The 14,100-nt window shown below is 67.5% G+C and carries 15 protein-coding genes; 6 read left to right on the top strand and 9 right to left on the bottom strand.

Annotation, left to right across the window (positions count from 1 at the left end):
* Positions 1-168 precede the first annotated feature (168 nt).
* A complete protein-coding gene (locus DXK94_RS09245; RefSeq protein ID WP_115524734.1) occupies positions 169-1,092 on the top strand; it encodes an NERD domain-containing protein in 924 nt (307 codons plus the stop codon).
* Here DXK94_RS09245 and DXK94_RS09240 read toward each other — a convergent pair.
* Complete coding sequence (locus DXK94_RS09240; RefSeq protein ID WP_115524733.1) at positions 1,052-2,011, bottom strand: LysR family transcriptional regulator ArgP; 960 nt, start codon at positions 2,009-2,011, stop codon at positions 1,052-1,054. The two genes, DXK94_RS09245 and DXK94_RS09240, sit on opposite strands and share 41 nt — an antisense overlap.
* Before the next feature lie 69 nt (positions 2,012-2,080).
* Between DXK94_RS09240 and DXK94_RS09235 the strand changes: the two genes are divergently transcribed.
* Both DXK94_RS09235 and DXK94_RS09230 read left to right on the top strand, forming a co-directional pair.
* Positions 2,081-2,677 (top strand): LysE/ArgO family amino acid transporter, encoded by a 597-nt coding sequence (locus tag DXK94_RS09235; protein ID WP_115524732.1) that lies wholly within the window; start codon positions 2,081-2,083, stop codon positions 2,675-2,677.
* Between the two features lie 57 nt (positions 2,678-2,734).
* On the top strand, positions 2,735-3,310 hold the full coding sequence (locus tag DXK94_RS09230; RefSeq protein ID WP_115524731.1) for a DUF4190 domain-containing protein: 576 nt from the start codon (positions 2,735-2,737) through the stop codon (positions 3,308-3,310).
* A gap of 76 nt (positions 3,311-3,386) precedes the next feature.
* Here DXK94_RS09230 and DXK94_RS09225 read toward each other — a convergent pair whose 3' ends face one another.
* Both DXK94_RS09225 and DXK94_RS09220 read right to left on the bottom strand, forming a co-directional pair.
* Positions 3,387-4,838: a cytosine permease gene (locus tag DXK94_RS09225; protein ID WP_115524730.1), complete on the bottom strand. Its 1,452-nt coding sequence runs from the start codon at positions 4,836-4,838 to the stop codon at positions 3,387-3,389.
* A gap of 210 nt (positions 4,839-5,048) precedes the next feature.
* The gene (locus tag DXK94_RS09220; RefSeq protein ID WP_115524729.1) at positions 5,049-5,747 is read right to left on the bottom strand and encodes a FadR/GntR family transcriptional regulator; all 699 of its coding nucleotides are present in this window, start codon (positions 5,745-5,747) and stop codon (positions 5,049-5,051) included.
* A gap of 132 nt (positions 5,748-5,879) precedes the next feature.
* Here DXK94_RS09220 and DXK94_RS09215 point away from each other — a divergent pair, with 132 nt between their 5' ends.
* From DXK94_RS09215 to DXK94_RS09205, 3 genes are all read left to right on the top strand, one after another.
* Entirely contained in the window at positions 5,880-7,244 is a 1,365-nt protein-coding gene (locus DXK94_RS09215; protein WP_115524728.1) for an SLC13 family permease, read from the top strand.
* Positions 7,245-7,311: 67 nt separating this feature from the next.
* On the top strand, positions 7,312-8,538 hold the full coding sequence (locus DXK94_RS09210; RefSeq protein WP_115524727.1) for a CaiB/BaiF CoA-transferase family protein: 1,227 nt from the start codon (positions 7,312-7,314) through the stop codon (positions 8,536-8,538).
* Position 8,539: 1 nt separating this feature from the next.
* Entirely contained in the window at positions 8,540-10,066 is a 1,527-nt protein-coding gene (locus DXK94_RS09205; protein ID WP_181884785.1) for a carboxyl transferase domain-containing protein, read from the top strand.
* Positions 10,067-10,106: 40 nt separating this feature from the next.
* On the opposite strand, the gene DXK94_RS21390 is transcribed toward DXK94_RS09205, so the two are convergent.
* The 6 genes from DXK94_RS21390 to DXK94_RS09175 form a co-directional block, all read right to left on the bottom strand.
* A complete protein-coding gene (locus tag DXK94_RS21390) occupies positions 10,107-10,529 on the bottom strand; it encodes a lipopolysaccharide assembly protein LapA domain-containing protein (protein WP_181884784.1) in 423 nt (140 codons plus the stop codon).
* An 81-nt stretch (positions 10,530-10,610) separates the two neighbouring features.
* On the bottom strand, positions 10,611-10,970 hold the full coding sequence (locus tag DXK94_RS09195) for a hypothetical protein (RefSeq protein WP_115524726.1): 360 nt from the start codon (positions 10,968-10,970) through the stop codon (positions 10,611-10,613).
* A 190-nt stretch (positions 10,971-11,160) separates the two neighbouring features.
* On the bottom strand, positions 11,161-11,364 hold the full coding sequence (locus tag DXK94_RS09190; RefSeq protein ID WP_115524725.1) for a hypothetical protein: 204 nt from the start codon (positions 11,362-11,364) through the stop codon (positions 11,161-11,163).
* Positions 11,365-11,512: 148 nt separating this feature from the next.
* Positions 11,513-11,740 (bottom strand): hypothetical protein, encoded by a 228-nt coding sequence (locus DXK94_RS09185; protein ID WP_079596891.1) that lies wholly within the window; start codon positions 11,738-11,740, stop codon positions 11,513-11,515.
* A 124-nt stretch (positions 11,741-11,864) separates the two neighbouring features.
* Complete coding sequence (locus DXK94_RS09180) at positions 11,865-13,271, bottom strand: amidase (protein ID WP_115524724.1); 1,407 nt, start codon at positions 13,269-13,271, stop codon at positions 11,865-11,867.
* Positions 13,264-13,995: a peptidase E gene (locus DXK94_RS09175; RefSeq protein WP_115524723.1), complete on the bottom strand. Its 732-nt coding sequence runs from the start codon at positions 13,993-13,995 to the stop codon at positions 13,264-13,266. Before DXK94_RS09175 ends, DXK94_RS09180 begins: the two co-directional genes overlap by 8 nt.
* Positions 13,996-14,100: the final 105 nt, after the last annotated feature.

The raw sequence follows: 14,100 nt of genomic DNA, 5'->3' as shown, positions 1-14,100 counted from the left end.
CGGTGGGACTTTAACCAAGTAGCCGACCTGAGTACAGGCCCCGCAAAGTACTTATATACCGGGGCCTGCCGGCACTGTTACGTTCGAAAAACCGGGAAAAACATCCGTAAGCAATGGACGACGGCGGCCCGCCGCCGTCGTCCCTCCGGCAGGGAAGCAGGGACGGCCATGGGGGCAGGAGACGGAGCAGCCGAGCAGTCCAGGCTGGCCGCTGAGAGGGTTGCCAGGCTCAAGCGCCGGCTCGACCAGGCCGAGCATGCCACAAAGGCGTGGGATGCAGGGGCCGCGGGCGGACAGGTGGTGGCGGACAAGCTGAGCGAGCTGGTTCCGCGCGGCTGGTATGTGCTGCACGACGTGCACTGGCCCGGGCGCCCGAAGGCGAACCTTGACCACGTCCTGGTGGGGCCTGGCGGGGTTGTGGTGGTGGACGCCAAAAACTGGACCGGCGAAGTGCGCGTTGCCTCCGGGGTGCTGTGGCAGGGACGCTACGCCCGGACCCAGGCGGTGGAAGGCGCGCTGGCCCAGTGCGCCGCGGTGGCCTCGGTGGTTGACCCGCCGCATCGCAGGCTGGTCCGCCCCCTCATCTGCATGGCCGCGCAGCCGGACCTCTTCGGCATCACCAGCTCCGACGTCGCCGTCGCGGGATCCCAGCGTTTGGTGGGGGCCATCGAGTCGTTGCCGCCCGTTCTGGACCAGCAGGCCGTGGTGGGACTGTACGAGCACCTGGGCCAGGAGCTCACGCATGAGCAGGAGCCGGGGATCACGGCCTTCCGGAACGTCCGGCCAGGAACCGTGGTCCACCCAACGGGGGCCCTCCCGCCACGTGGGCCAGCGGGCAAGGGCGCTGATACTGAACAGGCAACGGCTCAGGACTCCGTTTCCCAAGGTGGCCCCGCGGCGGGCAAGCACACCACAAACAGGAGCGGGAGCTCTGCCCGGCATCCGGCGGGCCGCCACCTTAAGGCAGCCGGGGTGCGGCAGGGCCGGAACGTTAAGGCCCACCAGCACGCGGGAGCCGGTGCCGGACGCCTGGCGCTGCTCGCCGCGTTCGTCATTTTCGCCGTTTATATCCTGCCGTACTGGGGGTACTAGCCCCACGGCCGGCACGTGACCGCGGCTGTTCCGTGCCATGCCGGGAGCGGGCCGGAACCAGCAGCTTGCTGCTGGCCTGCCGGACGGTCGCAGTGAGGCGGTTGAGCCGTTCGGAGTCCAATGTCCAGGACTGCCAGTAGAGGGCCACGTCCTCATGGCTGTCCTCCAGGCGGACCAGGGACCCTTCGGCGATCTCTCCGGTGAGCTGCAGCTCGGGGATCATTCCCCACCCCAGCCCGGCCCTGGCAGCGGCGAGGAATCCTTCCGAGGATGGAACGGTGTGCGTGGGCGGCGGCTGGCCGATACCTTTGGCATCGAGCAGCTGGCGCTGGAGGGTGTCCTTGGCGTTGAACTTCAGCACCGGCATCGCCGCCCAGTCCAGGCCCTCCGGCGTGGTGAAGCGGCCCTGCAGACCGGCGGCGGCCACCGGGATGTAGCGCATATGCCCCAGCAGCTCTACCCGGCAGCCGCTCACCGGAACGGGATCGGAGGTCACTGCGCCCATCACTTCCCCTTCCCGCAGGAGTTGGCTGCTGTATCCCTGGTCCTCGACATGGAGGTCGATGGTGGTGTCATCCCATTCGGCGGCCTCTGCCAAAACCGGAACGAACCAGGTGGCCAGCGAATCCGCATTGACGGCCAGTGGCAGGTGGGTCCGGGACGACCTGCCGCTGCCCAGGGCGTTCGATGCCTCGGCCTCGAGCACCTGCACCTGGCGGGCCATGCGGAGCAAAAGCATGCCGGCGTCAGTGGCCGTGCACGGCACCCGGCGGCGCACCAGGACCTGGCCCACCGAGGCTTCCAGAGCCTTGATCCGCTGGCTCACGGCGGACGGGGTGATCCGCAGCGCGTCCGCTGCAGCCTCGAAAGTCCCCTCGTCAACCACTGCGGTCAGTGCCTTCAAGTGCTCGAAGTTCATGAAGAGATTCTAATGGAACAGTAGAATCTGTTATTTGTCTTCATCCAGCGGTCCCTTTAGCGTCGAAGCATGTGGACTGTAGGGATAACGGGACTTCTGACCGGCCTCGCGCTGATCGTGGCGATCGGGGCGCAGAACGCCTTTGTGCTCCGCCAGGGAATCCGGCGGGAACACGTCGGTGCTGTCGTGGCCGTGTGCATGGCGGGCGATGCATTGCTGATTCTTGGCGGCACTGCCGGCATCGGTGCCCTGGTCACCCGTTTTCCGGAGGCCCTGGAGGTGCTGCGCTGGGGCGGGGCTGCCTACCTGCTGTGGTTTGCGGTCGGGTCCTTCATGGCGGCGTTGAAGCCCTCGTCGCTGACCGAGCAGCCTCCGCGATCGAAGCATTCGGTGGTTGCCACTGCGGTCGCCTTGACCTTCCTGAACCCCCACGTCTACCTGGATACGGTGGTGCTGCTGGGCAGCCTGGCTAACCAGCAGGGCTCCGGTACGCGGTGGATCTTCGCAGGCGGTGCCGTCACCGGCAGTGTGCTCTGGTTCTCCGCCCTGGGGTATGGGGCGCGGAGGCTGGCGGGGGTCCTCGGCAGCCCGCGGACCTGGCGCTGGGTGGACCTGGCCATCGGGGTGTTGATGCTGGTGCTCGCCATCAGGCTTGTAGTGCACTGACGGGTTCCGGAGGACGGTTCGGCGGTAGGCTGGGAATCAAAATCCTAGGGGGAAACCTTGACTGACCAACCTGCCCGGCGCCCTGAATATCCGGGGCCTGACTACTCGGGGGCAGCTCCGCAACCCAACGTGCCGCCGTCGGGCTATGAACCGCCCCGCTTCGTGCCGCCTTACGGCTCGGAAGCGCAGAACCAGGGCGGGAGCCAGTACCCCGGCAATCAGTACCCCGAAAATCACTACGGTGGCGATCAGTACGGCGGGAATCCGTACGGGCAGCCGGCCGGCGCCTATCCGCAACAGGCACCGTACGGACAGCCCGCCAGTCCGTACGGACAGCCCGCCAGTCCGTACGGACAGCCCGCCTATTACGGGATGCCGGCCGAGCCCAAAACCCTGAGCATCGCCAGCATGGTGTGCGGCATCGCCTCCGTGATCATGGGCTGGCTGCTCCTGCCGCAGATCGCGGCGATCGTCACGGGCCACATGGCGCTCAAGCGGGAGCCGTCCGGCAAGGGCATGTCCATCACCGGCCTGGTCCTGGGTTACCTGTGCCTGCTTGGCTACGGCGCCTTTTGGCTGCTGCTCATCATCGGTCTGGCATACGCCGGCACCACGTCGACGAACACCTTCTAACCCCCCCCGGATGCCCTATCACGTCTGGTCCCTAAGACACCGTTTTAGGGACCAAAGGTGACAGGGCATCCGGCTTTTAGGCTTTGCCCGCGGCTGCCAGCGGAACCCTGTCCTCCGCCGGAGCGGGCGGGTAGATGGACTCCGCGGGCGCCCGGTTGGTGGCCTTGGCCCAGGGGTAGTAGATGGCGAGGGTGACCACGATCCCCACCAGCCAGGAGATGTCCGCGCCGCCCAGCAACCTGGTGACGGGACCGGTGTACAGCGCCTGCGCCAGGAACGGGATCTGGACCACGACGCCGACTCCATACGAGACCAGCGCAGCCGCGTTCCAGCGGCCGTACCGTCCGTCCGGGTTGTACAGCGCCGGGATGTCCAGGCGGTCGCGGGAGATCTTGTAGTAGTCAACGAGGTTGATGACCGACCAGGGCGTGAACACCATCAGCAGCAGCAGGACAAAGTTCTTGAAGAGGTTCAGGAAATCCTTGCTGGCGAAGAGGGCGATGAGGACGCTGGCGCTGATCACCGCAACAATGAACACGATCCGCAGTGTTTTGGACACCGAGTCGCGGCGGTTGACGGCGGTGCTGATGGTGACGCCGCACATGAAGGCCCCGTACGCGTTGAGGCAGTTGACCGTGAGTTTGCCGGTGACGATCATCAGGTAGATAAAGACGGCGATCAGCCCGCCGCCGGCAAGGTCGCCCATGTAGCCCACCTGGTTTTTCAGGAAGTCACCGCCCAGCTGTGCTGCGGAGAGGCCGCCGGCGATCGCGCCCAGGGTCATGGCCCACTGCGCGCCGCCCACCGATCCGGCGAAGGTGTACCAGAAGGTCTTCCGCTCGGACGTGCTGGCCGGCAGGTAGCGGGAGTAGTCGGCGACGTAGGGGCCGAAGGTCAGCTGCCAGCCGGCGCCGAGGGCGATCGCGGTCAGGAACGTGGGCCATTCGAAGCCTTTGACCATCATCACCTGCGTCACGTCGAACTTCGTGAAGACCGCCACCGTCAGGTACAGGAACCCGGCCAGTCCCACTACCGTGGCGATCCGGCCCAGGGCATGGATGTACTTGTAGCCGAGGATGGCCAGCAGCGCGGTGGCCGCGCCGAAGATCAGGATTCCGACGGCGGGCGCCTCCACCCCGAGCATCAGGTTGATCGCCTGGCCTGAAAGGACGGTGCCCGTCGACGCGAATCCGATGTACATCAGGATGACCAGCACCAGCGGGATCACCGCCCCGTAGACGCCGAACTGCGCCCGGCTGGAAATCATCTGCGGAAGGCCCAGCCTGGGGCCCTGCGCCGAGTGCAGCGCCATCACTGCACCGCCCACCACATTGCCCACCAGCAGGCCGACTATTGCCCAGAACGCGTCCGCGCCAAACACTACTGCCAGCGCGCCGTCCACGATGGCCGTGATCTGCGCATTGGCGCCAAACCAGAGCGTGAACTGCCCACGCGGGCTGCCGTGGCGCTCGCCGGGCGGAATCATTTCGATTGAACGTGCCTCTACGGCTGTACTTCCTGCGGCCATGGCCAAAACTCCTTGGGTGATAAAACGTAGGTTCCATCACACTGGGTTTGCGGCCCGATAAGAACAGGAAATTGCCCTCGGCTGTCCGGTGCTCCAGACTGCCCGGCGTGTCGGCGCAAAATTCCCCTCCGGATGGGCTATTCCCCCGCGCGTTCCAGGGGGAAATGACCGTTTGGCGGGGAGTTGTGCTCTCGCGTCGAGGGGCGCCGTCTAGCGGAGCAGCTCCACATCCGAAACGAGCTCGATGTGGGCCAGCATGGCCTCTGCTGCCCCTTCCGCATCCTGCGCCCGGACGGCATCGGCGATCTTGCGGTGCGAGGCAAGGGACTGCTCGGGCCGGCCCGGCTGGCCCAGCGATTCCATGCGTGTTTCGAGGATCATCTCCGCGATAAACGCCATGAGCTGGGCCAGCACCGAGGAATGGGCCGCAGCCGTGATGGCCTGATGGAAGAGTTCGTCGCCATGGGTGCCGCGGTCGCCGTCGCTGATTTCCCGGGCCATGACGTCCAGGGCCTCGTCGATCGCCTTCAGGTCGTCGTCGCTGCGGCGGACCGCTGCGAGCGCAGCCAGTTTGACCTCCAGGGTGCTGCGCGCCTCCACAATCTCCGGCAACCGGCTCCGGTGCTCACGCAGTCCTTTGATGACGGACGCAACGCTCGGGCGGCGCGCAAGGACCGCCCCCGTGCCGTGCTGCACATCGATGACGCCCAGGACCTCAAGGGCCACCAGGGCCTGGGCCAGGGTGGCGCGGGACACCCCAAGCCGCTCGGCGAGGTCCCGCTCCGCGGGCAGGAGGTCGCCCGGCCCCAGCTGGGCTGACTCGATATAGGCAAGGATCTGCTCCACCAGCTGTTCGTACAGCCGCGGACGCGTCACCCGCTCCAGTCCAAGCCGTGATGTCTTCTCCACAAAGCCCTCGCTCCGTTGTCGTTCCTTCAAGAGTACAGGGCAGCTATTGACAGATAGACTCACTGTCTAGGAGGCTAGTCCAGTGAGCCAGTTACTCACGTCACATTCTTCTTCCCCAATGGAGGACCAACGATGTCCGCTCCTGTCTTGTCGATCATCATCCTGGCGGCGATGTTCCTGCTTGCCACCGTCCTGCCCCTGAACATGGGCGCACTCGCCTTCGTTGGCGCCTTCCTGCTCGGCACCGTGGTGCTGGGCATGTCCACCAACGACATCCTGGCCAACTTCCCCGGCGGCCTCTTCCTGACCATCGTCGGGGTCACGTACCTGTTCGCCATCGCCCAGAACAACGGAACCATCGACCTTCTGGTGCGCGCTGCCGTTAAGCTCGTGGGAAGCCGGGTGGCACTGATTCCCTGGGTGATGTTCGCCATCACCGCAGTCATCACCGCCGTTGGCGCGCTGTCTCCCGCCGCCGTCGCAATCATTGCCCCCATCGCCCTCAGCTTCGCCGGGAAGTACAAGATCAGCCCATTGCTGATGGGCATGATGGTCATCCACGGCGCCCAGGCCGGCGGCTTCTCGCCCATCGCCGTGTACGGCGTCACCGTGAACGGCATCCTCGCCAAAACCGACCTGGCCTTCAGCCCCACCGCGCTGTTCCTGTCCAGCCTGGTCTTCAACATCATCATCGCCCTGGTGCTCTTTGTGGTCCTGGGCGGGCGCGCGCTCCTGTCCTCCAAGATGAGCCACTTCGTGGAACAGGCCGCCGAAGCGCGGATGGCCGTCAGCGTCGGAGCCAAGGCCGGCGACGTTGCCTTCAAGGGCTTCGGCTCCGGCATGTACGGCCCCCGCGACCCGGCAGGCGACGGCGTGGTCGCCACCAAGGAACGGTCCCAGCGGATCCCGCAGCTGGTGACCATCGGCGGCCTGATCGCCCTGGCCGTCGTCGCCCTCGGGTTCAAGGTTGACGTCGGGTTTGTCTCCATCACCATCGCCATCGTGCTGGCCCTGGTCTCTCCTGCCGCCCAGAAGGGTGCCATCAACAAGATCAGCTGGTCCACGGTGCTGCTGATCTGCGGCATGCTGACATTCGTCGGGGTGCTGGAGGAAGCCGGAACCATCGAGTTCGTCTCCAACGGCGTGGCCGGCATGGGCATGCCCCTCCTCGCGGCCCTCCTCATCTGCTACATCGGTGCCGTGGTCTCAGCCTTCGCCTCCTCCACCGCAATCCTGGCCGCACTTATCCCGCTCGCGGTGCCGTTCCTGTCCACCGGTGAAATTGGTGCCGTCGGCGTGATCTGCGCGCTGGCAGTTGCGGCCACCATCGTGGACGTCTCGCCCTTCTCCACCAACGGCGCCCTGGTCCTGGCCAACGCGCCCGAGGGCGTGGACAAGGACCGGTTCTACAAGCAGATCCTCGGCTACAGCGGCATCGTGATCGTGGCCGGCCCCGCCCTGGCCTGGCTGGCGCTCGTGGTCCCCGGCTGGCTGTAGCCGCCCCAAGCCCCCCGCACCGGCCGGCTTCACGGCCCCATCCCATATTCAGAAAAGGAACCAGCACATGAGCAGAGCTGACAATCCCCAAGGCCCCCTGGCCGGGCACACGGTCGTTGACCTGAGCCGGGCGCTGGCCGGACCGCATGCCGGCATGATGCTGGCTGACCTGGGCGCCCGCGTCATCAAGGTGGAGAACCCCGGAACCGGTGACGACACCCGCGGCTGGGGTCCGCCCTTCGTAGGACCCGAGGGCGACCTGCAGTCCACCTATTTCATGTCCTGCAACCGGAACAAGGAATCCATCAGCCTGGACCTCAAGAGCGGGGACGGCCAGGCCGTGCTGCGCGGGCTCCTGGAGCGGGCCGATGTGGTGATCGAGAACTTCCGCCCCGGCGTCATGGACCGGCTGGGCTTCTCGACCGCGGCCATGCACGAACTCAACCCGCGGCTGGTGATCCTGTCCATCACGGGCTTCGGCCACGACGGTCCCGAGTCGCAGCGCAGCGGGTACGACCAGATCCTCCAGGGGGAGGCGGGCCTGATGTCCCTCACCGGGTCCGGTCCGGACGATCCGCAGCGCGTGGGCGTCCCCATTGCCGACCTGCTGGCCGGGATGAACGGCGCGTTCGGGGTACTGGCGGCGCTGGTTGAACGCGGCCGGACCGGCCACGGCCAGGTGGTGCGCACCTCTCTGCTGGCATCACTCATCGGGGTCCACGCCTTCCAGGGCACCCGCACCACCGTGGCCGGGGAAGTGCCACAGGCCCAGGGAAACCACCACCCGTCCATCGCGCCCTACGGCCTGTTCAACTGCAAGGGCGGCAGCGTGCAGATCAGCGTCGGCAGCGAAAAGCTGTGGGCCTCCTTCGCGGCCGCCTTCGGCCTGGATCCAGCCGCTCCGGGCTTTGCCAGCAACGCTGAAAGGGTGCGGAACCGCGCCGGGGTGATTGCCGCCGTCGAGCGTGTCTTCGCTGAGTATGGAGCGGCGGAGCTGCTGCAGAAGCTTAACGACGCCGGGATCCCGGCCGGGAAGGTCCGCTCGCTGGACGAGGTGTACGCCTGGGAGCAAGTGGCGTCCCAGGGCCTGGTGGTGGATGTTGACCACCCGCTGCTGGGCAAAGTCAGTCTGCCCGGCCCGCCGCTGCGGTTCTTCGCACCCGGCGACACCGCGGAAACCACGGTCACCGAGCATGCGGCCCCGCCGCTGCTGGACGCCGACGGCGAATCCATCCGGCAGTGGCTGGGCCTTGTCCCTGCCGATGCAACTGCCGCCACCGCAGGGGTGAAATAGCATGCCGACGACCGAAAAGGTGCGGCACCTCAGCGCCGCGGAACTGCTGGACATTGTGGTGGACGAGGGCTCCTTCATCTCCTGGGACACACCGGCGCAGGAGCCGGCGCTGTCCGACGACTACGCCCGGGACCTGGCCAAGGCGAGGGAACGCAGCGGCACCGACGAATCCGTCATCACCGGCGCCGGCCTCATCCGCGGCCGTCGTGTGGCGGTCATCGTCAGTGAATTCTCCTTCCTCGCGGGATCCATCGGCCACGCGGCAGCGGAACGGATCGTGGCTGCCGTGGAGCGGGCCACCGCCGAAGGGCTGCCGTTGCTGGCCGGGCCCGCGTCCGGCGGCACGCGCATGCAAGAGGGGACCCTCGCGTTCCTGTCCATGGTCAAGATCACCGGCGCGGTCCGGGCGCACCGGCAGGCAGGCCTTCCCTACCTGGTCTACCTCCGCCACCCCACCACCGGCGGGGTGATGGCCTCGTGGGGATCTTTGGGGCACATCAACGTGGCCGAGCCCGGCGCACTGCTGGGCTTCCTGGGCCCCCGGGTCTATGAGGCGCTGCACGGGGAAGCGTTCCCGGACAACGTGCAGGTGGCCGAGAACCTGTTCAACAAGGGGCTGATCGACGGCGTGGTGGAACCCGACCACCTGGCCGACCTGGTGGGCAGGGCGCTGGATATCCTGACGCCCCGCCCGGACCAGTCCTCCCAGCCGGCTGACCAGCCTGCCGCACCTGCCACCCTGGCCGTCCGGCCCGCCCCCGTGGACGCCTGGACGTCGATCGAAATCTCCCGCCGGCCCCGGCGGCCCGACCTGCGCCAGCTCCTCAAATACGGTGCCACCGATGCCCTGCCCCTGAACGGAACCGGGCAAGGGGAAAAGGACCCCGGGCTCCTGCTGGCCCTGGCCCGCTTCGGCAGCCAGTCCTGCATCGTCCTGGGGCACGCCCGCCCGCTGCGGAAGGACGCTGCCGGGATGGGGCCAGGCTCCCTGCGGGAGGCGCGGCGCGGCATGAAACTCGCGGAGGAACTTCGGCTGCCGCTGCTCACGGTCATCGATACCGCAGGTGCGGCCCTCTCACAGGAAGCGGAAGAAGGCGGGCTGGCAGGCGAAATCGCACGCTCGCTGCACGAGCTGATCGGCCTGGAATCGCCGTCGGTCTCGGTGCTGCTCGGCCAGGGGGCCGGGGGAGGGGCGCTGGCGCTGCTGCCCGCCGACAGGACCATCGCCGCCCAGCACAGCTGGCTGTCCCCGCTGCCTCCCGAGGGCGCCAGCGCGATTGTCCACCGGACCACGGCCTTTGCCCCTGCCATGGCCCAGGCACAGGGCGTGAACGTTGCGTCGCTGTACGCCCACGGCCTGGTGGACCACATCGTGGATGAACGCGACGACGCCTCGCTGGAGCCCCGTGAATTCTGCGGGCGGATGGCCTCCGCCATCGAATACGAGCTGGGTTCCGTGGCCGGGATCCCCGTTCCCGAGCTGGTGGCAGCGCGGGCGGGGAAGTACCGCACCCTCGGGAGCTTCTGAGCCTGCGGTGGCTGTCCGCTCTGTGATGCTTCGGGGCGCTCTACCTTCGCTGCGTTGCCCGTGCCCGACGGGCATTGGCGCGGAGCTGGAGGATGCGCGCGCCGCCTGCCGCCGCTACCAGGACCCCGCCGGTCACGCTGGCGATAAACAGTGCCATGCCCAGCGGCAAGCTTCCTTCGAAGCCCAGGAACCTGACCAGCACGAGGTCCTGGTTCTGCAGGATGAAGATAATCAGCAGGATCAGGAGCGCAAGGGCTGCTACCACCGCGGCCCACACCACGCCGGCGCGGGTCACCTTGGGTTCGCCGGCACCTGCCGTGGCGGGCGGGGTTGTGGCAGGTGATGAGTCTGCGGGGCGCGCGGCGGGTACCCCCGGCGTGCCGGTCCGGTCGGCCGGCGGCGTTCCATTGTCGCGCGGCTCCATCGGTCCGTCAGTCCCCGGCGTGTACTGTCCAGCACTCATTCACGTCCCCTTCCAGGATGATAAGCATGCTTATAATGCCACCTTAGCGGGGAGGTTTCGGCTGGCACAACGCCGCGCCTGCTAACTGCCGGCGATCCGTTGCGCGCGCTCGAGCTCCGCCGAGGTCAGTTCGGCAGCTTTGGTCCCCACCAGCGTCCAGCGGGACAGGATGCCGTCCGGGCTGGCCTGAGATCCTTTGGCAAGCGCAGCGTCAATACGACGGCGGACCTCGGCTTCCTGCCGTGGATCGGCCGCGAAGACGGTCCGCAGCTTCACGGACTGTCCGTCCTGTTGGACGGCAGTGTGGTGGGCGGCGAGCGGGCACGGCGGGGGGTGCTCCCAGCTGCCGCACAGGGCTACGGTGATCGCAGCTCCGGGCGCCGCTGAGTCGGCGGCGGGGTCCAACCGGAGGGTGGCTTCGTGTACGTAGAAACCGGGCATGCGTCCATTCTCCGGCAACAGGCGGCCCGGCGGCGGAAGGCTCCGTTTGACCAAGCCCTGCCTGGCCAAGCCCGGACGCAACGGAAGGGCCCCTCGGGGAGGCCCTTCCGAGACTTCGGCACTGTGTCAAACCGGCACTGTGCCGGACCGGCATTTCGTCAGACCGGCACAATGTTGAACCGGCACTGTGTCAGACCCTTTCCTTGCTCCGTTCACCGGAGGGGGTGCTGGGCCGTGGCGTCCTGCGCCAGTTAGGGAAGGCCCAGAACGTGTAGTCCTGTGCCTTGACTTCCTGCTCCGGAGTTTCCGCCGGGGTTTCCTGCTTGGCTTCAGGCTGGCGGTGGGTTTCCTTCTTAACGCCCCACCCGAAGTCCTTGCTGGATGAATAGCACATCGCAGACCTCCTTATCGTGACTGCCCCTTAATCGTCCTCCCGATGTGCCCAAGAGTCGACACCCTGCAGGCAATCCGGCACTACCACCCTTGCTGTCCAGGCTGCGAGGCTGCGAGGCTGCTGCGCTGCCGGGCCCCCCGGGCCACGGTTATTGGGCCGTGGCGGCGACCGTCTCGGCCTCTTCGGGCCCGTGGAAATCGCACGGGCCAAGGTGGCGGAGGGGACGGAGGCAGGTCCTGCCGGTGGGAAGGTGCACCATTGCGCAGCGGCCGGTTTTTGCCAGGTCTTCCCGGACCGTGGCATTGCTCAGGTCCGGTCGGAATTCTTCACCCACGCCGGCTTGTCCAGTGGCAGCACTCGGGAATTCAGCGTTCATAATGGGCAACTCCTCGTTGAGCTTTGGCCAGGTGGAGGATGCGGAAAGGCGCTGATAAGAGTCTGCTCCCGCCAGGTTACGGGAGGGTTAAAGGGGCGTTAGGCGCAGGTCAACTACCGTCCCGCTAGAATCCCAGCTGGTGGGCCACCCGCAGCAGGAGGGCCTCCGAGCCCATCGGTCCCACCAGCTGGATCCCCATGGGGAGTCCGCTGCCCGCCGCATTGCCTGTCCAGTGCACCGGAACGGTGATCGCGGGAAGGCCGCAGACGTTGACCATGGATGACCACGGCGCGTATTCGCACTGTTTCCGGTAGTCGCCGTCGGCATCCCCCGGCCACTGCGTTGCAGGCCAGCGTTCATCGCCGTGTGCCGTCCCGGTGAACCAGCCCACCGGGCGTGGGGTCTGTGCCAGTGCAGGCATCAGGATCAGGTCCCACTGTGCATATTGCGTCACGGTGTCCTGCTGGAACTGCCGCAGGAACGCGAGCGCTTCGGCCAGTTTGGCCGGGCTGCGATGCTGGGCGCGACGGCGGAAGGTGCGGGTCAGCGGGGCCAGCAGCGCTTCCCGCTGGGGGCTGATCCTGGCGGCGCCCACGCCGGCGGTCCAGGCCGTGGTGAAGGCGTCCGGGTACCGGTTGTCGTAGCGGATGCTTGCCTCGGTGACGCTGTGCCCTGCGTGCTCCAGCAGCTTCTCGCCGGCCTCAAGCGCCTCCAGCGCTTCCGGCTCCGCGGTGAACGGGAACGTTCCGGACCATGGGCTGTCCAGCGTGACGCCGATCCGCAGCCGCGGGGGCTCCTGCGCCAGCGCATCCAAAAACGCGGCGCCCGGGACCAGGGCATCCATCATGAGCGCGGCGTCGGCGGCGCTCCGGGCCAGCGGGCCCGCCACCACCAGCCTGGCGGGGTCGCCCTGGCTTTCCCCGGCAGGCACCAGGCCCCGGCCCGACTTCAACCCGACCAGTCCGCACGCGGCCGCGGGAATCCGGACTGAACCGCCGCCGTCGGTGCCCGGGGCGAAGGGAAGCAGGTTGGCCGCCACCGCTGCCGCACTCCCGCCCGAGGAGCCGCCGGAGCTCCGGCTCAAGGCATGGGGATTGCGCGACGGCGGTGCGATGCGGTTTTCGCTGTAGGCCGTCAGGCCGAATTCGGGAACCTGGGTCTTTCCCAGGGAGATCCCACCAGCCTCCTTCAGGTGCGCCACCAGCGGGGCGTCCGCGGGCGCCGGCTTGTGGTCCAGGGCAGCGCTGCCGTGGGTGGTCACCACCCCGGCCACATCCGTGAGGTCCTTGAAGGCCAGCGGCATGCCGTGCAGGACGGGCAGTGCGTTAGCGGGTGTCTGGGAACGCCGGGCATCTGCCGCCAGAGCCGGCCGCATGGCGTGTTCCGCTGTGACGGTGACAAATGCGCCCAGCAGCGGATTGTGCTGCTCCACCCTTGCCAGGAAGTGGGCGGCGGCGTCCTTTGCAGAGACTTCCCCTGAACGCAGGGCGTCCCTCAGCGCGACGGCCGACAGCTCGTGAAGCTCAGCCAAGGTACCGCGGCTCCACCATCTCCTCCAGCACGTCGCCGCCTTCTCCGCGGGTGACCCTGTACGCGCCCTTGCCCCGGACCTCGGACACGGCCTCCACAAGTGACGTGCCGCGGTAAACCAGCCCCACGCCGTCGTCCGTGCAATGCGTTTCCCCGAGGGTTCCGTCCGCAACGAGCCGATGGACCAGGGGCCGCCGGCGCGCTTCCGAATCGTAGTGCACACCGTTGGCGTACGGCAGCAGCCCCAGGCCATTGCCCACGGCACGCAGTTCCGGACCGAAAGAATCAGTGGTGCCGCCCTGGAACCAGCAGATGGAGCCTGCGGACACTCCGGCCAGGACCACTCCCTCCTGCCACGCGGTGCGCAGGATGCTATCCAGCCCGTGGGCGCGCCACACCGCCAGGAGGTTGACCACCGAACCGCCACTGACCCAGACCACGTCCTGCTCCAGGAGATGCGCTGCCGGGTCCGGGTGGTTGGGCATGGTGAACAGGTTCAGGTGGCTGAACTGGATCCCAGCGAGGCGCGCTGCCTCATCCAGCTCCGCGTTGAACGCGCGCTGGTCGCCGCCGGCTGTGCCGAGGTGGGTCACTCTTGGGGCGCGCCCGCTGACGCCGGATAGCTCCACGGCGTGATGCAGGAGCAGGTCAAACTCCAGCCGCGTCCGGGCGCCTGGCTTGAGGCCGCCCGAGGTGGCCAGGATGGTGGGCTGCTCTGCGGGCACGCGTCCTCCTCAGGGTTTCCTAGAAGCCTAACTTGCCTGGCTGCCGGACCCGCCCGCGGTGGAAGCACTAGGCTTAACGGTGCATCCGATCCGCCACGACAGGAC

It is taken from the genome of Arthrobacter sp. RT-1, assembly GCF_003367205.1.
Classification (GTDB): Bacteria; Actinomycetota; Actinomycetes; order Actinomycetales; family Micrococcaceae; genus Arthrobacter.
This window is presented reverse-complemented; position numbering and strand designations above follow the sequence as displayed.

What these genes read in the sequence shown, in the direction of transcription:
- DXK94_RS09245 (WP_115524734.1), top strand. Translation starts at nt 169, where the DNA reads ATGGGGGCAGGAGACGGAGCAGCCGAGCAGTCCAGGCTGGCCGCTGAG.
- DXK94_RS09240 (WP_115524733.1), bottom strand. Translation starts at nt 2,011, where the DNA reads ATGAACTTCGAGCACTTGAAGGCACTGACCGCAGTGGTTGACGAGGGG.
- DXK94_RS09235 (WP_115524732.1), top strand. Translation starts at nt 2,081, where the DNA reads ATGTGGACTGTAGGGATAACGGGACTTCTGACCGGCCTCGCGCTGATC.
- DXK94_RS09225 (WP_115524730.1), bottom strand. Translation starts at nt 4,838, where the DNA reads ATGGCCGCAGGAAGTACAGCCGTAGAGGCACGTTCAATCGAAATGATT.
- DXK94_RS09215 (WP_115524728.1), top strand. Translation starts at nt 5,880, where the DNA reads ATGTCCGCTCCTGTCTTGTCGATCATCATCCTGGCGGCGATGTTCCTG.
- DXK94_RS09210 (WP_115524727.1), top strand. Translation starts at nt 7,312, where the DNA reads ATGAGCAGAGCTGACAATCCCCAAGGCCCCCTGGCCGGGCACACGGTC.
- DXK94_RS09205 (WP_181884785.1), top strand. Translation starts at nt 8,540, where the DNA reads ATGCCGACGACCGAAAAGGTGCGGCACCTCAGCGCCGCGGAACTGCTG.
- DXK94_RS21390 (WP_181884784.1), bottom strand. Translation starts at nt 10,529, where the DNA reads ATGAGTGCTGGACAGTACACGCCGGGGACTGACGGACCGATGGAGCCG.
- DXK94_RS09195 (WP_115524726.1), bottom strand. Translation starts at nt 10,970, where the DNA reads ATGCCCGGTTTCTACGTACACGAAGCCACCCTCCGGTTGGACCCCGCC.
- DXK94_RS09190 (WP_115524725.1), bottom strand. Translation starts at nt 11,364, where the DNA reads ATGTGCTATTCATCCAGCAAGGACTTCGGGTGGGGCGTTAAGAAGGAA.
- DXK94_RS09185 (WP_079596891.1), bottom strand. Translation starts at nt 11,740, where the DNA reads ATGAACGCTGAATTCCCGAGTGCTGCCACTGGACAAGCCGGCGTGGGT.